The organism is Streptomyces sp. NPDC004031, assembly GCF_053604375.1.
The window spans coordinates 33,729-55,905 of sequence record NZ_JBSGHL010000056.1; the positions used below are offsets into that span (position 1 = coordinate 33,729).

The 22,177-nt window shown below is 71.5% G+C and carries 19 protein-coding genes, 2 tRNA genes and 1 pseudogene; 14 read left to right on the forward strand and 8 right to left on the reverse strand.

What is annotated here, in order from left to right:
• Positions 1-102: 102 nt before the first annotated feature.
• The 5 genes from ACWERV_RS28850 to rpmH are packed head-to-tail and all read right to left on the reverse strand — an operon-like array spanning position 103 to position 2,756.
• Complete coding sequence (locus tag ACWERV_RS28850) at positions 103-621, reverse strand: Jag family protein (protein WP_398175132.1); 519 nt, start codon at positions 619-621, stop codon at positions 103-105.
• Positions 622-636: 15 nt separating this feature from the next.
• Positions 637-1,884 carry a membrane protein insertase YidC gene (yidC, locus tag ACWERV_RS28855; protein ID WP_452938494.1) on the reverse strand — a complete coding sequence of 416 codons (1,248 nt, stop codon included), beginning with the start codon at positions 1,882-1,884 and terminating at the stop codon, positions 637-639.
• Positions 1,885-1,886: 2 nt separating this feature from the next.
• Positions 1,887-2,204, reverse strand: coding sequence for a membrane protein insertion efficiency factor YidD (gene yidD, locus ACWERV_RS28860; RefSeq protein WP_031512713.1), 318 nt, complete (start codon positions 2,202-2,204; stop codon positions 1,887-1,889).
• Positions 2,201-2,599, reverse strand: a complete 399-nt coding sequence (gene rnpA, locus ACWERV_RS28865) for a ribonuclease P protein component (protein ID WP_398175127.1) — start codon at positions 2,597-2,599, stop codon at positions 2,201-2,203. The genes yidD and rnpA overlap by 4 nt, the downstream gene beginning before the upstream one ends.
• A 19-nt stretch (positions 2,600-2,618) precedes the next feature.
• On the reverse strand, positions 2,619-2,756 hold the full coding sequence (gene rpmH, locus ACWERV_RS28870) for a 50S ribosomal protein L34 (protein WP_030543677.1): 138 nt from the start codon (positions 2,754-2,756) through the stop codon (positions 2,619-2,621).
• Between the two features lie 388 nt (positions 2,757-3,144).
• Between rpmH and dnaA the strand changes: the two genes are divergently transcribed.
• The 11 genes and pseudogenes from dnaA to ACWERV_RS28925 all read left to right on the forward strand — a co-directional run bounded on the left by dnaA (position 3,145) and on the right by ACWERV_RS28925 (position 17,835).
• A complete protein-coding gene (dnaA, locus tag ACWERV_RS28875) occupies positions 3,145-4,977 on the forward strand; it encodes a chromosomal replication initiator protein DnaA (RefSeq protein WP_452938499.1) in 1,833 nt (610 codons plus the stop codon).
• A 792-nt stretch (positions 4,978-5,769) separates the two neighbouring features.
• Positions 5,770-6,900: a DNA polymerase III subunit beta gene (gene dnaN / locus ACWERV_RS28880; protein ID WP_031512716.1), complete on the forward strand. Its 1,131-nt coding sequence runs from the start codon at positions 5,770-5,772 to the stop codon at positions 6,898-6,900.
• A 112-nt stretch (positions 6,901-7,012) separates the two neighbouring features.
• Positions 7,013-7,906: pseudogene (gene gnd, locus ACWERV_RS28885) on the forward strand (phosphogluconate dehydrogenase (NAD(+)-dependent, decarboxylating)); the annotation flags it as partial.
• Positions 7,907-7,985: 79 nt separating this feature from the next.
• Positions 7,986-9,182: a DNA replication/repair protein RecF gene (recF, locus tag ACWERV_RS28890; protein WP_452938502.1), complete on the forward strand. Its 1,197-nt coding sequence runs from the start codon at positions 7,986-7,988 to the stop codon at positions 9,180-9,182.
• A gap of 74 nt (positions 9,183-9,256) precedes the next feature.
• The gene (locus tag ACWERV_RS28895; RefSeq protein WP_398176040.1) at positions 9,257-9,769 is read left to right on the forward strand and encodes a DUF721 domain-containing protein; all 513 of its coding nucleotides are present in this window, start codon (positions 9,257-9,259) and stop codon (positions 9,767-9,769) included.
• 451 nt (positions 9,770-10,220) lie between these two features.
• The gene (gene gyrB / locus ACWERV_RS28900; RefSeq protein ID WP_398176038.1) at positions 10,221-12,221 is read left to right on the forward strand and encodes a DNA topoisomerase (ATP-hydrolyzing) subunit B; all 2,001 of its coding nucleotides are present in this window, start codon (positions 10,221-10,223) and stop codon (positions 12,219-12,221) included.
• A gap of 44 nt (positions 12,222-12,265) precedes the next feature.
• Positions 12,266-14,965, forward strand: coding sequence for a DNA gyrase subunit A (gene gyrA / locus ACWERV_RS28905; protein WP_452938504.1), 2,700 nt, complete (start codon positions 12,266-12,268; stop codon positions 14,963-14,965).
• A gap of 3 nt (positions 14,966-14,968) precedes the next feature.
• Positions 14,969-15,646, forward strand: coding sequence for a DUF3566 domain-containing protein (locus ACWERV_RS28910; protein WP_452938507.1), 678 nt, complete (start codon positions 14,969-14,971; stop codon positions 15,644-15,646).
• Between the two features lie 60 nt (positions 15,647-15,706).
• Positions 15,707-15,780 (forward strand) — tRNA-Ile (locus ACWERV_RS28915).
• Between the two features lie 185 nt (positions 15,781-15,965).
• Positions 15,966-16,106, forward strand: a complete 141-nt coding sequence (locus ACWERV_RS28920) for a DLW-39 family protein (RefSeq protein WP_199923322.1) — start codon at positions 15,966-15,968, stop codon at positions 16,104-16,106.
• Between the two features lie 385 nt (positions 16,107-16,491).
• Positions 16,492-17,835 (forward strand): hypothetical protein, encoded by a 1,344-nt coding sequence (locus ACWERV_RS28925; RefSeq protein ID WP_452938511.1) that lies wholly within the window; start codon positions 16,492-16,494, stop codon positions 17,833-17,835.
• Positions 17,836-17,869: 34 nt separating this feature from the next.
• Here ACWERV_RS28925 and ACWERV_RS28930 read toward each other — a convergent pair whose 3' ends face one another.
• Positions 17,870-19,156, reverse strand: a complete 1,287-nt coding sequence (locus ACWERV_RS28930; RefSeq protein ID WP_452938514.1) for a serine/threonine-protein kinase — start codon at positions 19,154-19,156, stop codon at positions 17,870-17,872.
• Between the two features lie 30 nt (positions 19,157-19,186).
• Positions 19,187-19,765: a DNA-binding protein gene (locus ACWERV_RS28935; protein ID WP_452938517.1), complete on the reverse strand. Its 579-nt coding sequence runs from the start codon at positions 19,763-19,765 to the stop codon at positions 19,187-19,189.
• A gap of 100 nt (positions 19,766-19,865) precedes the next feature.
• Here ACWERV_RS28935 and ACWERV_RS28940 point away from each other — a divergent pair.
• Positions 19,866-19,938, forward strand: a tRNA-Ala gene (locus ACWERV_RS28940).
• A gap of 404 nt (positions 19,939-20,342) precedes the next feature.
• On the opposite strand, the gene ACWERV_RS28945 is transcribed toward ACWERV_RS28940, so the two are convergent.
• Positions 20,343-20,987 (reverse strand): FMN-dependent NADH-azoreductase, encoded by a 645-nt coding sequence (locus ACWERV_RS28945; RefSeq protein WP_398175109.1) that lies wholly within the window; start codon positions 20,985-20,987, stop codon positions 20,343-20,345.
• A gap of 85 nt (positions 20,988-21,072) precedes the next feature.
• Between ACWERV_RS28945 and ACWERV_RS28950 the strand changes: the two genes are divergently transcribed.
• Positions 21,073-21,600: a MarR family winged helix-turn-helix transcriptional regulator gene (locus ACWERV_RS28950; RefSeq protein WP_452938520.1), complete on the forward strand. Its 528-nt coding sequence runs from the start codon at positions 21,073-21,075 to the stop codon at positions 21,598-21,600.
• A gap of 92 nt (positions 21,601-21,692) precedes the next feature.
• A partial coding sequence (locus ACWERV_RS28955) for an AfsR/SARP family transcriptional regulator (protein ID WP_452938523.1) occupies positions 21,693-22,177 on the forward strand: 485 nt, incomplete at its 3' end.

A 22,177-nucleotide genomic window follows, 5' to 3' on the forward strand; every position in this document is an offset into this window, starting at 1 on the left:
GGTTGTCGTGTCGATCGTCACGTTCGGGTTCGTCCAGCCTGACAAGATTCGGCCCCGCCTGCGAGCAGACGGGGCCGAATGATCATGGGCGGCAGCCGGTCGTCAGACCGGCAGGACGACCACCCGGCGCTGGGGCTCCTCGCCCTCGGACTCGCTGCGCAGCCCCGCGGCGGCCACCGCGTCGTGGACGACCTTGCGCTCGAAGGGGGTCATCGGGTCGAGCTTGACCGGCTCACCGGTCTCCTTCGCCTCGGCGGCAGCCTCCGCGCCCAGCCGCGCCAGCTCGGCGCGCTTGCGGGCCCGGAAGCCCGCGATGTCCAGCATCAGGCGGCTGCGCTCGCCGGTCTCGCGGTGCACCGCGAGCCGGGTGAGCTCCTGGAGCGCCTCCAGCACCTCGCCGTCCCGCCCGACGAGCTTGGTCAGCTCGCGGGCGGAGCCGTCGCCGATGATCGACACCGAAGCCCGCTCGCCCTCGACATCCATGTCGATGTCACCGTCGAGGTCGGCGATGTCCAGCAGCCCCTCCAGGTAGTCCGCCGCGATCTCGCCCTCCTGCTCGAGGCGGGTCAGCGTCGCGGACGAGCCGCTGTCGGTTGCCGTGCCGGTGTTGACGTCGCTCACGCCTGGACTCTCCTCTTACTTCTTCTTCGACGTGGTCGGCTTGGCCTTGGCTCCGGGCTGCTTGCCCGTGGAGCCGCCCTTCTGACCGCCGCCCTTCTGACCGCCGGCCTTGGGGGCTCCGGCACGGGGCGCACCGGCGCGCGGCGCACCCGCCCGCGGGGCTCCGCCGTTGCCGGACTTGGGCTTGCTGCCGCCGCCGGAGGCCTGGGAGGACCCGGAGCCGGCGGAGTCGGCGGTGTCGCCGTCGACAGTCTTGGCGCTGCCGCCCGCGTCCTGGTCCTGGCCGCCGGAGCCGCCCGCACGAGGGGCGCCGGGGCCCGTACCGCCACCGGTGGCACCGGTGTGCCGCTTGGCCTTGGTCTGCCGCTTGGGCTGGGTGCGGTTCGCCCGCGCGACCTCGACGGCCTCCTTGGCGGCGACCTCCTCCGGCGGCTCCACGAGCTTGCCCTTGGCACGCAGCCGCTCCTGGCGCTGCTTGAAGGCCAGGCTGCCCGGGGTGGGGTTGCGGTAGATCACGAACATCTGCTGGCCCATGGTCCACACGTTGGTGGTCAGCCAGTAGATGAGGACACCGACGGGGAAGTTGATACCCATCACGGCGAAGATGAGCGGGAAGACGTACATCAGCATCTTCTGCTGCTGCATGAACGGCGTCTTGACCGTCATGTCGACGTTCTTCGTCATCAGCTGGCGCTGGGTGAAGAACTGCGAGGCCGACATCATCACGATCATGATGATGGTGACGACGCGCACATCGGCGAGCGTCGCGCCGAGGCCCTCGATCTTGGAGGAGCTGTCCAGGAACTTCGCGGCCAGCGGGGCACCGAAGATGTGGGCGTTCTGCGCGCTGCTGACGAGGTTGTGGTGGATCACACCGACCTCGTTGCCCTTCGCGATGTTGCTCAGCACGTGGTAGAGCGCGAAGAAGAACGGCGACTGCGCCAGAATCGGCAGGCACGAGGAGAGCGGGTTGGTGCCCGTCTCCTTGTACAGCTTCATCATCTCTTCGGACTGCTTCTGGCGGTCGTTCTTGTACCGCTCCTGGATCGCCTTCATCTTCGGCTGGAGCGCCTGCATGTTCCGCGTCGACTTGATCTGCTTCACGAAGAGCGGGATCAGGCAGATGCGGATCAGGACCACCAGCGAGACGATGGACAGACCCCACGCCCAGCCGCTGTCCTTGTCGAAGATCAGGCTGTAGAACGAGTGGAACTGGACGATGATCCACGACACTGCGTCGTATAGGGGGTTCAGGATCCCCACGGTCAGGCTCCTTGGGCGTGAGAGGGTCCGGTGGGCTCGGGCGTGACGGGCCCGTCGGAGCCGCCCCGCAGTGCGCGGCGCAGCAGTTGGTGCCATGGCGGCCGCTTACGCGGCGGTACATGATCCACACCGCCGGGCGACCAGGGGTTGCACCGGAGGATGCGCCACGCGGTCAGGGCGGTGCCCTTGATCGCACCATGCCGATCGATCGCGGTGTACCCGTAGTGCGAGCACGACGGGTAGTACCGGCACACCGGGCCGAGCAGCGGACTGATCGTCCACTGGTACAGCTTGATCAGTGCCAGCAGCGGGTATTTCATCGAGCCACCCTCCCCTCGGCGTCGCCATGGGTGTCACGGCCCAGCAGCCGCTTCAGTGCGGCGTCCAGGTCGAGGGCCAGCTGTGCATGGTCCGCGTTCCCGGCGTCGGGAAGCGCGCGTACCACTACCAGGCTACCGGGGGGAAGCAGAGACAGACGTTCCCGTACGAGATGCCGGAGCTTGCGTTTGACCCGATTCCGCTGTACGGCATCGCCGACCGCCTTGCTTACGACGAAACCCGCACGTGCCGGGGGAGTGCTCTCCCCAGGCACATGCGGGTGGGTGGCGTCGCGACGCAGATGGACGACCAGCAGCGGGCGGCCCGCCCGGCGTCCACGGCGTACGGCCGCAGCGAAATCCTGGCGCCGCCTCAGCCGATTCTCGGTGGGCAGCACGACATCAGGCCTGAGGCAATCAGGCGGACAGGCGCGCGCGGCCCTTGGCACGGCGGGTCGCGAGGATGGCGCGACCGGCACGGGTACGCATCCGCAGGCGGAAGCCGTGGGTCTTGGCACGACGACGGTTGTTCGGCTGGAAAGTGCGCTTGCTCACTCAGGGGCTCCAGGAGAGTCTCGGATCCGGCGGGGCGTCGCCTGGCTGTCACCGTGCGCCCACGAAAAGCTCGCGGACCAAACGGGTCACCGCTTGACGACCGCCCGGCAGTACGAATACACCGGAGGATCCTCGCCTATCGGTAGGCAGGCGGCAGCAGCCATCGACAACTCGACCTCGATACGGTACGTGCGGCTAGGCCATCCGGTCAAACCCGGCGGTGCGCGCCCGCCATTTGTACACACCCTGTGGACAACGACTTGAACCGCGCACGCCGCGCTGATTACCGTGGCTGAACTCCGTACTCTTCCCGCCCCTGTCGCGATCCACACGTCCGCGGGAGTCCACGCACCCCCAGTTAGTTCAGCAACCCGAGAGAGCGTGCCCTGTGGCTGACGTAAGCGCCGATCTTGCCGCAGTGTGGCCCCGGGTCCTGCAGAAGCTGCTGGTGAGCGGGGAGGACCTGAAGCCGGTGCACGCCGAGTGGCTGCGCCGTATCCAGCCGCTTGCGCTGGTGGCCGGCACCGCGGTGCTGTCGGCGCCGAACGAGTACGCCAAGAAGATCCTGGAGGGGCAGCAGCTCAAGCAGCTCATCACGGACGTGCTCAGTCATGAGTTCGGTCACACCGTGGGGATCGCCATCGCCGTCGCGTCCGGCGGCGAGCAGGAGCAGCCCGCCCCGCCGCCCGCGCCCTCCCCCGAGCGGCAGCGTCCGCCCGAGGACCCGTACGACGACGTCCCCCGCCCGCGGCACTCCTACCAGGACCCGCCCGGCGGCAGCGACGACTGGACGCCGCGCACCCCCGCGGGCGAGAGCTGGCAGCAGCCGGGGCTCGGCACCTGGGGCACCTCCGGCGGCGGCTTCCCGGACCGCAGGCCCGACGACTACTCCGGCCACCGCGACCCGCGCCCCGACCCCTCCGGGCCCTACCGCCCCGAGCGCTCCGACGGCTACCCCTCCGTTCCGCACCAGGCGCTGCCCCCGGACCGGGGCCCGTACCCCCCCGCGACCGGCGGCGGCTACCCACCACAGCAGCACCCCGCCTCCGATTCCCGCGGCGACCGCCCCGGGCCCGGCCCGGCGGGCGGCCACGGCGGCGGTCCGGGCGGACCCGGCCACGGGCCCGGTCACGGCGGCGGCCACAGCGGCGGTCCCGGGTCGGGCGGTGCGAGCGGCGGGGCGGTGGAGCCGACCGCGCGGCTGAACCCGAAGTACCTCTTCGACACCTTCGTCATCGGCGCCTCCAACCGCTTCGCGCACGCCGCCGCCGTCGCGGTGGCCGAGGCGCCGGCCAAGGCGTACAACCCGCTCTTCATCTACGGCGAGTCGGGTCTGGGCAAGACGCACCTGCTGCACGCGATCGGACACTACGCGCGGAGCCTCTACCCGGGCACCCGGGTCAGGTACGTCAGCTCGGAGGAGTTCACCAACGAGTTCATCAACTCCATCCGGGACGGCAAGGCGGACGCGTTCCGCAAGAGATACCGGGACATGGACATCCTGCTCGTCGACGACATCCAGTTCCTGGCGCAGAAGGAGTCGACGCAGGAGGAGTTCTTCCACACCTTCAACACGCTGCACAACGCGAACAAGCAGATCGTGCTGTCCTCGGACCGGCCGCCCAAGCAGCTGGTCACCCTGGAGGACCGGCTGCGCAACCGCTTCGAATGGGGCCTGATCACCGACGTCCAGCCGCCCGAGCTGGAGACGCGGATCGCGATCCTGCGCAAGAAGGCGGTGCAGGAGCAGCTGAACGCGCCGCCGGAGGTGCTGGAGTTCATCGCCTCGCGGATCTCCCGCAACATCCGCGAGCTGGAGGGCGCGCTGATCCGCGTCACGGCCTTCGCGAGCCTCAACCGGCAGCCGGTGGACCTCCAGCTCACCGAGATCGTGCTCAAGGACCTGATCCCGGGCGGCGAGGACTCGGTGCCGGAAATCAGCGGCAACGCGATCATGGCGGAGACGGCGGCCTACTTCGGGCTCGCGGTGGACGACCTGTCCGGCTCCTCCCGCAGCCGGGTGCTGGTCACCGCGCGGCAGATCGCGATGTACCTGTGCCGGGAGCTGACGGACCTGTCGCTGCCGAAGATCGGCGCGCTGTTCGGCGGCCGCGACCACACCACGGTGATGCACGCCGACCGCAAGATCCGCTCGCTGATGGCCGAGCGGCGGTCGATCTACAACCAGGTGACCGAGCTCACCAACCGCATCAAGAGCTGAGCCGCGGGCGCACGTCCCGCCCCGCACGTTCGTCCCGCCGCGCGCGTTCCGCGCCCTCGCACGCCCCGCGCCCTGTTCGAATCCCCGACGCCGCGGTCCTGTTGTCCACAGGATCGCGGCGTTTTTGTCGTCCACACCCTGGGGACACCGGAGTTGTCCCGATACCCTCCACAGGTCCGGCCGCCGCGCGGCCGTCCGGGCAGCTCAGCCGGTTGGGGAAATGTGGGTAACCGTCGTCCACAGACTGTGGACAGCGCGGTCGTCCACAGCACCCGCCGACCGGTTGTCCACCGCTCGCCCACAGGATGCGGTCGGTTGTGCACAGCGGAAGGCCACTTCTCCACATCTCTGTCCACTGTTCGGCAACGAAATCCGGTCTGTCCCACGGAAGAGTGAAAGCCGTCACACCAACGTGGTGGGTTGGCCTGGGGAGAACCTGGGTATTCCTGGGGATGGAGCTGGGGACAACCCCCATCGGCCTGTGCACGAGGTGTGCACAACTTTCCGCCGTCCACAGCGGGCCCCGGTTGCCCACAGGCTCCACCCACAGGCTCTGGGGATAAAAAACACGGGCTGACCTGCGCAGGAACCGGTTATCCACGGTATCCACACCCCCTACTACTACGACTACACGTAGAGAGCGGGGAAAGCGTTTCGAAGCCGGTCCTGTGCACAACTCGCCGGTCGTCGTCCGCCCGCCCGTGTCGCCGCTTGACGGCAAGCAGCAACGAGTGACAGTCCCCTGCGGCAGACTGTTCCCCGACAGTCGGCAACAAGCAGGAGGCGGTTCCGGTGAAGATCCGGGTGGAGCGCGACGTACTCGCCGAGGCAGTGGCTTGGGCAGCCCGCAGCCTCCCGGCCCGTCCCCCGGTGCCGGTCCTCGCGGGCCTGCTGCTCAAGGCCGAGGACGGGCAGCTGAGCCTGTCCGGCTTCGACTACGAGGTCTCGGCCCGGGTCGCCGTCGAGGCCGAGGTGGACGAGGAGGGCACCGTCCTGGTGTCCGGCCGGCTGCTCGCCGACATCTCCCGGGCGCTGCCCAACCGCCCGGTGGAGATCTCGACCGACGGCGTCCGCGTCACCGTGGTCTGCGGTAGCTCGCGCTTCACGCTGCACACACTGCCTGTGGAGGAATACCCGGCGCTGCCCGCCATGCCGACGGCGTCCGGCACCGTGCCCGGTGAGGTCTTCGCCGCCGCCGCCAGCCAGGTCGCCATCGCCGCCGGGCGCGACGACACGCTGCCGGTGCTGACCGGTGTCCGGATCGAGATCGAGGGCGACACGGTGACGCTGGCCGCCACCGACCGCTACCGCTTCGCCGTCCGCGAGTTCCTGTGGAAGCCGGAGCAGGCCGACATCTCCGCCGTCGCCCTGGTGCCCGCCAAGACGCTGCAGGACATCGCCAAGTCGCTCACCAGCGGCGACACCGTCTCGATCGCGCTGGCCGGCTCCGGAGCCGGGGAGGGCCTGATCGGCTTCGAGGGCGCCGGCCGCCGGACGACGACCCGGCTGCTGGAGGGCGACCTGCCGAAGTACCGCACGCTCTTCCCCACGGAGTTCGCCTCCGTCGCGGTGATCGAGACGGCGCCCTTCGTCGAGGCCGTCAAGCGCGTGGCCCTGGTCGCCGAGCGCAACACCCCGGTGCGGCTGAGCTTCGAGCAGGGCGTGCTGACCCTGGAGGCCGGTTCCAGCGAGGATGCACAGGCTGTGGAAAGGGTCGACGCCAAGCTGGAGGGCGACGACATCTCGATCGCCTTCAACCCGACCTTCCTGCTCGACGGCCTGAGCGCCATCGACTCCCCGGCCGCCCAGCTGTCCTTCACCACGTCCACCAAGCCCGCGCTGCTCAGCGGCCGCCCGGCGGTCGACGCCGAGGCGGACGAGGCGTACAAGTACCTGATCATGCCGGTGCGGCTGTCCGGCTGAGCCCGCCCGCAGGGGGCATACGGACCGACGTAGGCTCGTCCTCAGGTCAGGTTCAGCGTCAGACGGCCGCGGACGGCGCCGGTGCGCGTTCCGGGGGTCCGCGAGGCTTCGAAACGAAGGAAGTGTGATGGAGCTCGGTCTCATCGGTCTCGGCAAGATGGGCGGCAACATGCGCGAGCGCATCCGCCGCGCAGGGCACACCGTCATCGGCTACGACCGCAACCCCGATCTCGCCGATGTCCACAGCCTCAAGGAGCTTGTGGACAGTCTGCAGGCGCCGCGCGTGGTGTGGGTCATGGTGCCGGCCGGCGCCGCGACCCAGGCGACCATCGACGAGCTGGGCGAGCTGCTCTCCCCCGGCGACCTGGTCGTCGACGGCGGCAACTCGCGCTGGACGGACGACGAGAAGCACGCCGAGCAGCTGGCCGCCAAGGGCATCGGCTTCGTCGACTGCGGCGTCTCCGGCGGCGTCTGGGGCCTGGCGAACGGCTATGCGCTGATGTACGGCGGCAAGGCCGAGGACATCGCCAAGGCGCAGCCGATCTTCGACGCGCTCAAGCCCGAAGGCGACAGCGGCGCGGTGCACGCCGGCAAGGTCGGCGCGGGGCATTTCGCCAAGATGGTCCACAACGGCATCGAGTACGCGATGATGCAGGCCTACGCCGAGGGCTGGGAGCTGCTGGAGGCCGTGGACTCGGTCACCGACGTCCGCGAGGTCTTCCGCTCCTGGAAGTCCGGTACGGTCATCCGCTCGTGGCTGCTCGACCTGGCCGTGGACGCCCTCGACAAGGACGAGCACCTGAAGAAGCTGCGCGGTCACGCCGACGACTCCGGTGAGGGACGCTGGACGGTGGAGGCCGCGATCGACAACGCGGTGCCGCTGCCGGCGATCACCGCCTCGCTCTTCGCGCGGTTCGCCTCCCGCCAGGAGGACTCGCCGCAGATGAAGATGATCGCCGCGCTCCGCAACGAGTTCGGCGGCCACGCGGTCACCGCCGCGGAGTAAGCCGCAGGTGCGGGCCGTCCGGCGGCCCGCACCGCACAGCACAGCAAGGAGGTCGGCGCGGCCGCGCGCCAAGCACGCGATGCACGTAGCGCACCTGTCGCTCGCCGACTTCCGCTCCTACGCCCGCGCCGAGGTCCCTCTCGACCCGGGCGTCACGGCGTTCGTGGGCCCCAACGGGCAGGGCAAGACCAACCTGGTCGAGGCGGTCGGCTACCTCGCGACGCTGGGCAGCCACCGGGTCGCCGCCGACGCCCCGCTGGTGCGCATCGGCGCCGAGCGCGCGGTGGTGCGCGCCCAGGTCGTGCAGGGCGGCGGACCCGGCCCGCACGGCGGCGACGCGGCCGAGCGCCGCCAGCTGCTCGAACTGGAGATCAACCCCGGCCGCGCCAACCGCGCCCGGATCAACCGCTCCTCCCAGGTCCGCCCGCGCGACCTGCTGGGCATCGTGCGCAGCGTGCTCTTCGCGCCCGAGGACCTGGCGCTGGTCAAGGGCGATCCGGGGGAGCGGCGGCGCTTCCTGGACGAGCTGATCACCGCACGGGCGCCGCGCCTGGCGGGGGTGCGCAGCGACTTCGACCGGGTGCTCAAGCAGCGCAACACGCTGCTGAAGACCGCCGCGCTGGCCCGACGGCACGGCGGCAAGGGCCCGGGGGGACCTCCCGCGACGAAGTCTGCGGGGGACCTGTCCACCCTCGACGTGTGGGACCAGCATCTCGCGGGCGCGGGCGCGGAGCTGCTGGCGCACCGGCTGGACCTGGTCGCGGCCCTCCAGCCGCTGGTGGACAAGGCGTACGAGCAGCTCGCGCCGGGCGGCGGGCCGGTGGGCCTGGACTACCGCGGTTCGATCGGCGACGAGGCGATGGCCGGCGCGAGCGGCCGCGAAGAGCTGCGCGAGCGGCTGCTGGAGGCGCTGACGCAGGCCCGGCGGCAGGAGATCGAGCGCGGTGTGACGCTGGTCGGCCCGCACCGCGACGACCTGCTGCTCAAGCTCGGCCCGATGCCCGCGAAGGGGTACGCGAGCCACGGCGAGTCCTGGTCGTACGCGCTGGCGCTGCGGCTGGCCTCCTACGAGCTGCTGTGCGCGGACGGCGACGAGCCGGTGCTGGTCCTCGACGACGTCTTCGCCGAGCTGGACGCCCGGCGCCGGGAGCGGCTCGCGGATCTCGTCGCGGGCGGCGAGCAGGTGCTGGTCACCGCGGCGGTGGACGACGACGTGCCCGGGGCGCTGCGCGGCGCGCGCTTCGCGGTGGAGAACGGGACGGTGGTGCGGCAGTGAGCGACGCCACTCCCGGCCTGCCCGGCACCCCGGGCACACCGGGTCCGTCCGGCACCCCGGAGGCCTCCCCCGCCGTGCCCGGCCAGCAGCCCTCGGGTGTGGATCTGGCGCGGGTCGCGCTGCGTGCGGCGAAGGAGCAGGCCAGGGCCAGGGGCGCGGCGGCCGTGCAGAAGAAGCAGGCCAGGCGGGGCGGCCTGCGCAGCGGCGCGCACGCCGACGGGCGCGACCCGCTGCCGCTGGGCGCGGCGATCAACCGGCTGATCACCGAGCGCGGCTGGGAGGCGCCGGCCGCGGTCGGCGGGGTGATGGGCCGCTGGCCGCAGCTCGTCGGCCCCGACGTGGCGCAGCACTGCGCGCCCGAGCGTTACGACGAGGAGGCGCGCGTCCTCACCGTGGTGTGCGACTCCACGGCCTGGGCGACGCAGCTGCGGCTGCTGGCCCCGATGCTGGTGGCCCGGCTCAACACCGACCTCGGGCACGGCACGGTCAAGCTGCTGAAGGTCCAGGGCCCGGCGGGCCCCCCGCGCGGTTACAACGGGCGGCTGCGCGCGCCGGGCAGCCGCGGCCCGGGTGACACGTACGGCTGAGCCGGTTCCTCGCGTGCCGGACGCCGTACGGGGAGCGCCCGACTCGCGCCCCCGTACCACCGCCGTACGCCCGTACGAGCCGGGCGGCGCCGCGGACCTTTCACGTACCGCGATGAAAGCGCAGGTCAGAGGGCTGTGTCGGACCTGCGTGCGAGCCTGGTGACAGGGCCGCGGGGATGCCGGGGGGAGAGCCTGCTGTGCGTAGCCGGGCCCTGACAGCCGGAAGCCCTGGACGCCCGCGTGAGCGGTTTTGGGGCCTGGTCCGCGTGGAGGGAGTCTCACGGCAGCGGTTTTGGGCGGCACATGGGAAGCGAGGTACCGGCAAAGCCCCATGAGGGTCGGCGCTACCGGTAGACTGGCTCCAACACCGCCCTCCCCTGGCCAAGCGGCAGGGGTACCCCAGCGGAACATGTCGAAGACGCAGCCGATCCCGCGCGTCGGGACCCGGCTCGTGCTGTGCCAGAAAGGGCGCTTCGTGGCCGATTCCGGCAACCCCAACGAGAATTCCAGCAAGTCCTACGACGCCAGCGCGATCACCGTGCTCGAAGGCCTGGACGCGGTGCGCAAGCGTCCTGGCATGTACATCGGGTCCACCGGCGAGCGCGGCCTGCACCACCTCGTGCAGGAGGTGGTGGACAACTCGGTCGACGAGGCGATGGCCGGGCACGCGGACACCATCGACGTCACGATCCTCGCCGACGGCGGGGTGCGCGTGGTGGACAACGGACGCGGTATCCCGGTCGGCATGGTCGCCTCCGAGGGCAAGCCGGCCGTCGAGGTCGTGCTGACCGTGCTGCACGCGGGCGGCAAGTTCGGCGGCGGCGGCTACGCGGTCTCCGGCGGTCTGCACGGCGTCGGCGTCTCCGTGGTCAACGCGCTGTCGACGCGCGTCGCGGTCGAGGTGCGCACGGACGGCTACCGCTGGACGCAGGACTACAAGCTCGGGGTGCCGACGGCGCCGCTGGCACGCAACGAGGCCGTCGAGGAGACGGGCACGTCGGTGACCTTCTGGGCCGACGGCGACATCTTCGAGACCACCGACTACTCCTTCGAGACGCTCTCGCGCCGCTTCCAGGAGATGGCCTTCCTCAACAAGGGCCTGCGCATCTCGCTGACCGACGAGCGCGCCGACCACGTGGACGAGGAGGGCAAGCCGCTCAGCGTCACGTACTTCTACGAGGGCGGCCTCGTCGACTACGTGACGTATCTCAACTCGCGCAAGGGCGAGCTGATCCACCCCACCGTCATCGACATCGAGGCGGAGGACAAGGAGCGGCTGCTGTCCGTCGAGGTGGCGATGCAGTGGAACAGCCAGTACAGCGAGGGCGTCTACAGCTTCGCCAACACCATCCACACGCATGAGGGCGGCACCCACGAGGAGGGCTTCCGCGCGGCGCTGACCAGCCTGGTCAACAAGTACGCGCGGGAGAAGAAGCTGCTGCGCGAGAAGGACGACAACCTCAACGGCGAGGACATCCGCGAGGGTCTGACCGCGATCATCTCGGTCAAGCTCGGCGAGCCGCAGTTCGAGGGCCAGACGAAGACCAAGCTGGGCAACACCGAGGCGAAGACCTTCGTGCAGAAGGTCGTCCACGAGCACCTCAGCGACTGGCTGGACCGCAACCCGGTGGAGGCCGCGGACATCGTCCGCAAGGCCATCCAGGCGGCGACGGCCCGGGTGGCGGCCCGCAAGGCGCGCGACCTGACCCGCCGCAAGGGCCTGCTGGAGTCCGCGTCGCTGCCCGGCAAGCTGAGCGACTGCCAGTCCAACGACCCGACGAAGTGCGAGATCTTCATCGTCGAGGGCGACTCGGCCGGTGGCTCCGCGAAGTCCGGCCGCAACCCGCAGTACCAGGCGATCCTGCCGATCCGCGGCAAGATCCTCAACGTCGAGAAGGCCAGGATCGACAAGATCCTGCAGAACCAGGAGATCCAGGCGCTGATCTCCGCCTTCGGCACGGGCGTGCACGAGGACTTCGACATCGCCAAGCTGCGGTATCACAAGATCATCCTGATGGCGGACGCCGACGTCGACGGCCAGCACATCAACACGCTGCTGCTGACCTTCCTCTTCCGCTTCATGCGCCCGCTGGTGGAGGCCGGACACGTCTACCTGTCCCGTCCGCCGCTGTACAAGATCAAGTGGGGCCGGGACGACTTCGAGTACGCCTACTCCGACCGCGAGCGCGACGCGCTGGTGGTTTTGGGCAAGCAGAACGGCAAGCGCGTCCGTGAGGACTCGATCCAGCGCTTCAAGGGTCTGGGCGAGATGAACGCGGAGGAGCTGCGCGTCACCACGATGGACATCGACCACCGTGTGCTCGGCCAGGTCACGCTGGACGACGCGGCGCAGGCCGACGACCTGTTCTCGGTCCTGATGGGCGAGGACGTGGAGGCCCGCCGCTCCTTCATCCAGCGCAACGCCAAGGACGTCCGGTTCCTGGACATCTGAGTCGGCCCCCCTCATTGGCCGTGTGAAAGGACTATCTGACAGCGATGGCCGACGACCAGACCCCCCCGAACATGCCCCCCGTGCCCGACGTCCCCGACTCCGAGCGGGAACTGCGCAACGAGGCCGGCGGCCTGCGCGTCGAGCCCGTCGGGCTCGAGACCGAGATGCAGCGCAGCTATCTCGACTACGCGATGTCCGTCATCGTCTCGCGTGCGCTGCCGGACGTGCGGGACGGCCTCAAGCCGGTGCACCGCCGGGTGCTGTACGCGATGTACGACGGCGGCTACCGGCCGGAGAAGGGCTTCTACAAGTGCGCCCGCGTCGTCGGCGACGTCATGGGCACCTACCACCCGCACGGCGACTCCTCGATCTACGACGCGCTGGTCCGCCTCGCGCAGCCGTGGTCGATGCGGATGCCGCTCGTCGACTCCAACGGCAACTTCGGCTCGCCCGGCAACGACCCGGCCGCCGCCATGCGGTACACCGAGTGCCGCATGATGCCGCTGTCGATGGAGATGGTCCGGGACATCGACGAGGAGACCGTCGACCTCCAGGACAACTACGACGGCCGCAACCAGGAGCCGACGGTCCTGCCGTCCCGCTTCCCGAACCTGCTGATCAACGGCTCGGCCGGCATCGCGGTCGGTATGGCCACCAACATCCCGCCGCACAACCTGCGCGAGGTCGCCGACGGCGCCCAGTGGTGCCTGGCCAACCCGGACGCGGGTCCGGAGGAGCTGCTGGAAGCGCTCATGGAGCGCATCAAGGGCCCCGACTTCCCGACCGGCGCGCTCGTCGTCGGCCGCAAGGGCATCGAGGACGCGTACCGCACCGGCCGCGGCTCGATCACCATGCGGGCGGTCGTCGAGGTCGAGGAGATCCAGAACCGGCAGTGCCTGGTCGTCACCGAGCTGCCGTACCAGGTCAACCCCGACAACCTGGCGCAGAAGATCGCCGACCTCGTCAAGGACGGCCGGATCGGCGGCATCGCCGACGTCCGCGACGAGACGTCGTCGCGCACCGGCCAGCGGCTGGTCATCGTCCTGAAGCGGGACGCGGTCGCCAAGGTCGTGCTGAACAACCTCTACAAGCACACCGACCTGCAGACCAACTTCGGCGCCAACATGCTGGCCCTGGTCGACGGGGTGCCGCGCACGCTGTCGCTGGACGCCTTCATCCGGCACTGGGTCACCCACCAGGTCGAGGTCATCGTCCGGCGCACCCGCTTCCGGCTGCGCAAGGCCGAGGAGCGCGCCCACATCCTGCGCGGCCTGCTCAAGGCGCTGGACGCGATCGACGAGGTCATCGCGCTCATCCGGCGCAGCGACACGGTCGAGGTCGCACGCGAGGGCCTGATGGGCCTGCTCGACATCGACGACATCCAGGCCAACGCGATCCTGGAGATGCAGCTGCGGCGGCTGGCCGCGCTGGAGCGGCAGAAGATCATCGCCGAGCACGACGAGCTCCAGGCGAAGATCAACGAGTACAACGCGATCCTCGCCTCGCCGCAGAAGCAGCGGCAGATCATCAGCGAGGAGCTGCAGGCCATCGTCGACAAGTACGGCGACGACCGGCGCAGCAAGCTCGTGCCCTTCGACGGTGACATGTCCATCGAGGACCTGATCGCCGAGGAGGACATCGTCGTCACGATCACCCGCGGCGGCTACGTCAAGCGCACCAAGACCGAGGACTACCGCTCGCAGAAGCGCGGCGGCAAGGGCGTGCGCGGCACGAAGCTCAAGCAGGACGACATCGTCGACCACTTCTTCGTCACCACCACGCACCAGTGGCTGCTGTTCTTCACCAACAAGGGCCGGGTCTACCGCGCCAAGGCCTACGAGCTGCCGGACGCCGGGCGGGACGCGCGCGGCCAGCACGTCGCCAACCTACTGGCCTTCCAGCCCGACGAGCGGATCGCGCAGATCCTGGCCATCAAGGACTACGAGGCCGCGCCGTACCTGGTGCTCGCCACCAAGTCCGGCCTGGTGAAGAAGACCGCGCTCAAGGACTACGACTCCCCGCGGGCCGGCGGTGTCATCGCGATCAACCTGCGCGAGGCCGCCGACGGGGCCGAGGGCGCCGAGGGCGGCACCCCCGACGAGCTGATCGGCGCCGAACTGGTCTCGGCGGAGGACGACCTGCTGCTGGTCAGCCGGAAGGCCCAGTGCATCCGGTTCACCGCGTCGGACGATGCGCTGCGGCCGATGGGCCGGGCGACGTCCGGGGTCAAGGGCATGAGCTTCCGCGAGGGCGACGAGCTGCTGTCCATGAACGTGGTGCGGGCCGGGACGTACGTCTTCACCGCCACCGACGGCGGCTACGCCAAGCGCACCTCGGTCGACGAGTACCGGGTGCAGGGCCGCGGCGGCCTGGGCATCAAGGCCGCCAAGATCGTCGAGGACCGGGGCTCGCTGGTCGGCGCGCTCGTCGTCGAGGCCGGTGACCAGATCCTCGCCATCACGCTGAGCGGCGGGGTCATCCGGACGCGGGTCGACGAGGTCCGTGAAACCGGCCGTGACACCATGGGCGTCCAACTGATCAACCTCGGGAAACGCGACGCCGTGGTCGGTATCGCGCGTAACGCCGAAGCGGAGGATGATCCGGATGCGACCGGTCCCGCCGTTATGGGCGAGGATGGGTCCGGACACGGAATCGAACATGTCGTGGCCGGCACCGGACAGGACGCCGGACAGGACGTTACGGCCGAGGGCGAAGCGCCCGCGGCCGGTGAGCCGGAGGAGTAAGCCGTGAGTGGAGCCACGGGCGCCGCAGGCGGGTCCGGGACGACCGGAGGTGCCCGTGGCTCGGCTGGCGGCCCTGACCAGGGGGGATACTCAGTGACGGGCACGCGTCAGCAGCCGGCCCAACCGCACCAGCCGCCGCAGGCCTACGCGCCTCCGCCGCCGGGTGCGCCGCCCGCCCCGCCGGGTACGCCCGGAGCGCCGGGCGGTCACAGCGGGCGGGGCGCGCAGGGCCGCTCCGGGGGGCGCGGCTCGGCATCCTCCGCCGGGGTGCGCCGCCCGCGCCCCGCGGCCCGTACGGTGCCGCGCACGCGCAAGGCGCGGCTGCGGATCGCCAAGGCCGACCCGTGGTCGGTGATGAAGGTCAGCTTCCTGCTGTCCATCGCGCTGGGCATCTGCACGATCGTGGCCGTCGCGGTGCTGTGGATGGTGCTCGACGCGATCGGCGTCTTCAGCACCGTCGGCTCGACCATCTCCGACGCCACCACGTCCGAGCAGGGCGGCAAGGGCGGCTTCGACCTGGTGTCCTTCCTGTCGCTGTCCCGCGTGATGCTCTTCACCACGGTGATCGCGGTCATCGACGTCGTGCTGGCCACCGCGCTGGCCACGCTGGGCTCCTTCATCTACAACCTGTCCGCGGGCTTCGTGGGCGGTGTGGAGCTGACGCTCGCCGAGGACGAGTAGCACCGGGCGATACCGATTTTGGGACATGGCCAGGCGTGCGCTAATCTTTCGTTGCAGCGCGGGGCTATAGCTCAGACGGTTAGAGCGCTTCCCTGATAAGGAAGAGGCCCCAGGTTCAAGTCCTGGTAGCCCCACCGACGCGCGAAGGCCACGTACTCGATCGAGTACGTGGCCTTCGGCGTTTGTGCGCAGGTCGGCGCGCTGGGAGCGAGAGGAAGCGGCGCTTCGGGGGCGCAGGTCACCGTTCGGTATCGGCTGCTGTGTATAGTCGGGCGCGTCAGGAGCTGTTTCCACCATGCATGAAGGAGGAGGTCGGGCGATGAAGAAGTTTCTCCTGGTTGCACTGGCCGCCGTCGCCGGGCTGTTCGTCTACCGACAGATCCAGGCGGACCGCGCCGAGCAGGACCTGTGGACGGAAGCCACTGACTCGGTCCCGGCGGGTTCCGGCGCCAACGTGTGACGCCGCGGTGGGCCGCCGAGAGCCGGCACCACCGCCCCAGGTCCCGGCCGCAGTGACTGCGGCCGGGACCTTCGTTGTTGTGGGACCGTGACCGCTCCGGATCGCTCGCCGGACCCGGAGCGACGGCCCTGGCACGCCGTATGCGGAGCCGTACGACAAGGGGTGGGGCATGACAGGGCGCGGGGCGCCGCACCGCCGCATACGGGCGGCAGGGGCCGGGAAGCACGGTGCGCGGGCGTGGGCCGCGGGGCGGCGTGCCTTAGGGGCCGGGGCGGCTCAACGGCTCGGTATATATGCCGCGTCTTGCGTTTTCCGGCGCATATGCGGCGGCATACGTGCCGGGGGCCGTCGTCGTACCGGCGCCCGTGGGGGAGGCGGGCGGCGCGTGGCGGGGGCCGTCGTGACGGGGGCGCTGCTGGCGCTGGGAGCCCTCCAGGCCGGGCCCGCCCACGCGGACGGCGTGACCGGGGGAACGGGCGGTACGGCCGCCGCTCCCGCAGGCTGGCAGCCGCAGGGCGCGCAGCTCGCCGGTGCGGCCACGACCGCGGACGCCCCCGCGATGAAGCCAGGCGTCACCTACCGCGACACGATCCGGCCCGGTGAGACGCGCTACTACGGCATCGCGCTCGACGCCGTCTCCTCCGCCTATGCCTCGGCCTTCGCGCTTCCCGCGCCCGGCGCGCGGGTGGCCTTCGACGACGGCATCGAGCTGACCCTGCTCAGCGCGGACGGTGACCAGTGCGACGACGCCGACGTGCACTTCGGGGAGGACGACGGGGCACGTCCGGTGGGCACCGCGGTCTCCCGCACGATCGCGGCCGACGACCTCTGCCAGGAGGCCGACCAGTACACGCTGTCCGTGCACCGCACCAGCGAGGGCGCCTCCGACCCGGCACCCTGGCCGCTGGAGCTGCGCTGGGTCGTGGAGCCGCCGCTCAGGGCCGGCGCCCCCGCCGGGCACGTGCCCGGCAGCGACCCCGGCATCGACCCCGACAGCGCGACCCCCACCCCGCTGACCGCCGGGACCCCGCACGAGGCGGCGGGCGGCACCTCCCCGGAGACCGCGGCGGCGGTGCGGACCGGCATCTGGAAGGACACGGTCCGGCCGGGCGAGACGCGCTTCTACAAGATCCCCGTCGATTGGGGCCAGCGGGCGACCGTCTTCGCCGACTTCTCCAACGCCGAGGTCACCGACGACTCCGGCTTCACCAGCGGCGGTGTGCGGCTGGCCGTCTTCAACCCGGTGCGCGCGCTGGTCGACGACACCGACGAGTCCTACGACGGCACCCCCAGCTCGCTGCACGAGCAGCTCGCGCCCGTCTCGTACGCGAACCGCGGCGCCGACGACTCGGACGTCTCGGCGGTGCGCTTCGCGGGCTGGTACTACGTCGCCGTCACCGTGCACCCGGAGGTCGCCACCTTCGTGCGGGGCGCCGTGCCGGTGACGCTGCGGATCGAGGTCGCGGGCAGCGCGCAGGCGGCGCCCGCCTACGAGGGGGACCCGAAGGCCGCGGGGATCGGGGTCGGCGCGCACGACGTGTCCTCGGCGGACGGCACCGCTCCGTCCCGGGCCGCCGCGGACGGCGGCACCTCCACGCGGCGCCTGGTCGGCTTCGCCGCGCTCGGCGCCGGGACGGTGCTGGTGCTGGCGCTGGGCGGGTGGACGCTCGCGGCGCGGCGGCGGCCGGCCGCCGCCGACACGGTCACGCAGCAACGCCCGCCGCGGTAGCGGTGACGCCGGGCCGGACGGTCCTGCCGGGGCCTCAGCCCGTGGCCAGCGCCACGATGCCGACCGCGAAGCACAGCGCGGCGACGACCAGGACCGGGATCACCACCGCGCGCGGTGGTCCCGGCCTGCGCCGCGGGACGGTCCGGTGCGCACCCCGACGGGCCCCCGCGGTCGCGGCGCCCGCGGCGTCCGCGCGCGGCGGCAGCGGCTGCGGCGGTACGGGCGGCTGCGGGACGGCGGGCGCGGCCTCGGGAGCGGGAGCCGGGCCCGGCGGCGGTACGGCGGAAGCGGGGACGTCCGCCCTGGTGGGCGGATGCGTGACGGAGGGCCCGGCGGGGCTCGGCTGCTGCTCCGCGCCCCGCCGAGGGATCCCGGCGCTCCCGGTCCCTGCCCCCGCCGCGGACGGCCCCACCACGTACGTGCTGCCGCCGGTCGCCGTCCGCACCGGCCCGTCGGGGCCGAAGCCCTCGGGCAGCGGCCCCACCTGGTCGAAGATCTCGACCGGCTCCTCCCCCGACGGCGGCTCGGGCAGCAGCTCGACGGCACCCGCCAGCGCCTTGCGCGCCCCGAGGGCGGTGCGGAAGCGGGCCTGCGGGTCGGACTGGAGCAGGGCCACCAGGACCTGCCACAGCGGCCGCGGCACCTCCCTCGGCGCGGGCGGGGCGCCGTCGGCGAGGAAGCGGGCGTTGACGGCCTCGGCGTCCGGGCGCAGCCCGCTCAGCAGGTAGAGGGCGACCAGCCCCACCGCGTAGAGGTCGGCGGCGACGGCGGGTTCGGCGCCCTGCAACTGCTCGGGCGCGAAATACCCCGGGGTGCCGACCACGAAGTGCGCGTCGGTGAGCCGCGGTTCGCCCTGCCGCATGGCGATGCCGAAGTCCGACAGCCGCACGTGCGGGGTGCCGGTGCCGGTCGCCTCCAGCAGGATGTTGGCGGGCTTGATGTCGCGGTGGATGATCCCCTCGGTGTGGACCGCGTGCAGCCCGGCGAGCAACTGGTCGAGCAGCACGCACACGTAGTGCGGCGGCAGCGGCCCGTAGTCGCCGACCAGGTGCGACAGCGAACCGCCGCGCACCAGGTCCATGGTGAAGAGCACCTTGTCGTCGTCGGCCGCCCAGCTCGCGGGGGCCAGGACGTGCGGGTGGTCGATGCGCATGGCCTGCTCGCGGACGAAGCGCAGCAGGGCGTGGGCGTCGCGCTGCTGGAGCACCTTCGCGGCCACGTAGCGGCGCCGCCGCTGGTCCCAGGCCCGCCAGACCGCGCCGGTGCCACCGCGTCCGACCGGGTCCACGAGTTCGTAGCGACCGGCGAAGACCTCACCCATGGCGTCCCGCTCTCCCCCCGTGGCCGTCCGTCAGTCCCGGTGCGCCTCGTAGTGGGCCACGGCCTCGCTGGTCCGCCCGGCGCCGTACACACGGAGGAACTCTGCCAGGTGCGGATGGAGCGGCGCGAGAGAGCGGGCGGCCTGCTCCACCTCCGCTGCCGAGGCCACCGAGCGCAGCACCTCTTGGATGCCGCGCACCACCTCGCGGGGGGCGGCGGCCGGACCCCTGGCGGCGAGGGCGGAGTGTGTCGTGCTCAGTACGGAGGCGGTGGCCGCGTCACGGATCTCGTCCATCCGGGCCGCCGCCTCCACCGCGTCCGTCCGGCCCTCGGTGACCTGCACGGCCAGCTCCTGGAGCGCCTGCAGCCGCTGTACCACCGCCGGGTTGCCGATCTTGGCCCGTTGCCCGCTCTTGAGCTGCGACAGCATGGGCGCCGACAGCCCCAGCACCGCCGCGAGCCGCGCCTGGTTGAGCCCCAGGTCCGCGATGAGCCGCTGGAAGAGCTCGCCCAGCGGTTCCCCGTACCACCCGCGCTGCAACTCCCGCGCCTCCAGGGCCCGCGCACCGGCTTCCTGGCCGCCCCCTCCGGTACGGCCCGAGCCGTCCATGACCTCTCCCTGTTTGCGCGTGCGAATCCCGCAAACCATCCTAGGTCCCGGAAATGCCGTTCGGCCGACCCCGCTCCACCGGGTACGCTGTCTCCGTTGCGGGGCCTTAGCTCAGTTGGTAGAGCGCTGTCTTTGCATGGCAGATGTCAGGGGTTCGACTCCCCTAGGCTCCACACCGTGAACCCTGTCTGACCTGCGGAAGCCGGTCAGGCGGGGCTTTTTTCCGCCCTTTTCGCGGTGTCCTGCCGGGAAGGGCGGGACCCCGCAGCTCCCCGTACGGCGCCGGCCGCCGTGCCGTCCACGTGGGCTCTCACGGGGGGCGCCGCCCGCTGGGCGGGCGGTGTCGTCGTCCGGCTCAAATCCGTTCTGTGTTCGGTCGATCCGCCCGCCCCCCCGGCAGCCCCGGTGTCGGAGAGCGGCACCACCGCCTGCGCGGCGTGCACCGTTGGCGATGTTCCACGTGAAACAGCGGCTTGCAGGCCCATCAGCGCCTCTTGCCCGAGGAGTTCTCCGCGTGGGCGGCGATGGGCCCCGCGGCTGCCGGGAGGTGCCGCGGGGCGCGGGACGCGGGCGGGGATCAGGCGGTGACGGGGGCCGGCCACAGGGCGTCGATGGCCTGCTCGGCCTCGGCGAGGCTCTTGTCGGCGAGCGGGATCAGCTCGGTCATCGCCGGGTTGACCCGGGAGAGCGTCAGCTCGGCGGTGATGAAGCGCGGTACGAGGCCGGTCAGGGAGACGCCGTGCGGCAGCCACTGCTCGGCGTGGTCCCAGCCCTCGCGCGGGGTGCCGGGGGCGTAACCGCCGCCGCGGGAACCCACGACGACGAAGTCGGTGTCGCCGAGCAGACCCTCCTGCGTCTCGGGGTGGACGGACAGGCCGACGGCGATCAGGTGGTCGACCCAGGACTTGACGCTGCTGGGGGCGCCCCAGTTGTAGACGGGCAGGCCGAGGACGACGGTGTCGGCCGCCAGGACCTCGCCGACGACCTCCTGGCTCAGCGCCCAGGCCGCCGCCTGCTCGGGGGTGCGGTCGGCCTCCGGCACCATCCCGGCGTGCACGGTCGCGGGGGTCAGGTGCGGCAGCGGGTTGCTGCCCAGGTCGCGGTAGGTGACCGTGCCGCCGGGGTGAGCCGCGCGCCACGCGGCAGCGGCGCGGGCGGTCAGCCGCCGGCTGGTGGACCGCTCGCCCTGGATGCTGGAGTCGATGTGCAGAAGGTGAGGCATCTCGTTTGTCCTATCTCATTGATTTGTCTTACGCCAACGATTTATAGCACGGCACGATTCCCGCATGTCGGGATAGAATTCGTGGATGGTCTCCCTGCCCGTGCTGAACCAGCCCTCGCGGCGGTCGGGTGCGCTGCTGGACCAGCTCGCTCGGCGCATGCGGCTGCACGCGGAGGGCGTGCTCACGCCGCTCGGGCTGCGGCCGCGGCATCTGGTGGCGCTGACGGTGCTGCGGGACCAGGGCGGCAGCACCCAGCAGGCGCTGGCGACGACGCTGATGATGGACCGCGCCACCGTGGTCGGCCTGCTCAACGAGCTGGAGAGCGACGGGCTGATCGAGCGGCAGCGCTCCCCCGAGGACCGGCGGCGGCACATCGTGCGGCTCACCGAGAAGGGGGTGCGGGTGCTGGTCAAGGCAGAGTTCTCGCTCGCCGGGGTCGAGGACGAGGTGCTCGGCGCGCTGGACGCCGACCAGCGCGACACCCTTTACGACCTGCTGCTGCTCGCCGCGTCCGGATCGCTGCCCGCGTGCGACGCCGCCGCGCACGGCTCCACGGACGACGGCTGCGATCCCGCGGAGGACGACGGCTGCTCTCCCGCGGCCGGCTGCTGAGACGCGCCCCCACCCGCGCCCCGCCCCGGGCGAACGCACCCCACGGAACGCATCGGTGCTGTCTGCCGCCGGTGCGACACAATCGGGGCGTGATGTTCGGCATCCTCGGTACGACACAGGCCCTGGGCGCGGACGGCGCCGAACTGGCGCTGGGCGGCCCACGGCGGCGCGCGCTGCTCGCGGTGCTGCTGCTCGACGCCGGGCGGCTCGTCGGCACCGAGCGCCTGATCGACGCGCTGTACGGGGAGGAGCCTCCGGCGGGCGCGGCGAACGCGCTGCAGTCCCAGGTCTCCCGGCTGCGCCAGGTGCTGCCCGTCCCGGTCGAGGGGCACCCCGCGGGTTACCGGCTGGCCATCGACCCCGGCCAGGTGGACGCGCACCGCTTCCAGCAGCTCGCTGCCCGGGGCCGGGACGCGCTGCTCGCCGGACAACCCTCCCTGGCCGCCGAGGTGTTGCGGGAAGCCCTCGCGCTCTGGCGCGGTCCGGCGCTCGCCGACGTCGGTGACGCGCCCTTCGCCGCCGCCCAGGTCGTCCGGCTGGAGGAGCTGCGCGGCGGTGCGGTCGAGGACCGTGTCGA

Excerpts from the sequence above, each read along its gene's own strand:
- yidD (WP_031512713.1), bottom strand. The coding sequence starts at position 2,204 with ATGAAATACCCGCTGCTGGCACTGATCAAGCTGTACCAGTGGACGATC.
- recF (WP_452938502.1), top strand. The coding sequence starts at position 7,986 with ATGCACGTAGCGCACCTGTCGCTCGCCGACTTCCGCTCCTACGCCCGC.
- gyrA (WP_452938504.1), top strand. The coding sequence starts at position 12,266 with ATGGCCGACGACCAGACCCCCCCGAACATGCCCCCCGTGCCCGACGTC.
- ACWERV_RS28920 (WP_199923322.1), top strand. The coding sequence starts at position 15,966 with ATGAAGAAGTTTCTCCTGGTTGCACTGGCCGCCGTCGCCGGGCTGTTC.
- ACWERV_RS28930 (WP_452938514.1), bottom strand. The coding sequence starts at position 19,156 with ATGGGTGAGGTCTTCGCCGGTCGCTACGAACTCGTGGACCCGGTCGGA.
- ACWERV_RS28935 (WP_452938517.1), bottom strand. The coding sequence starts at position 19,765 with ATGGACGGCTCGGGCCGTACCGGAGGGGGCGGCCAGGAAGCCGGTGCG.
- ACWERV_RS28945 (WP_398175109.1), bottom strand. The coding sequence starts at position 20,987 with ATGCCTCACCTTCTGCACATCGACTCCAGCATCCAGGGCGAGCGGTCC.
- ACWERV_RS28950 (WP_452938520.1), top strand. The coding sequence starts at position 21,073 with ATGGTCTCCCTGCCCGTGCTGAACCAGCCCTCGCGGCGGTCGGGTGCG.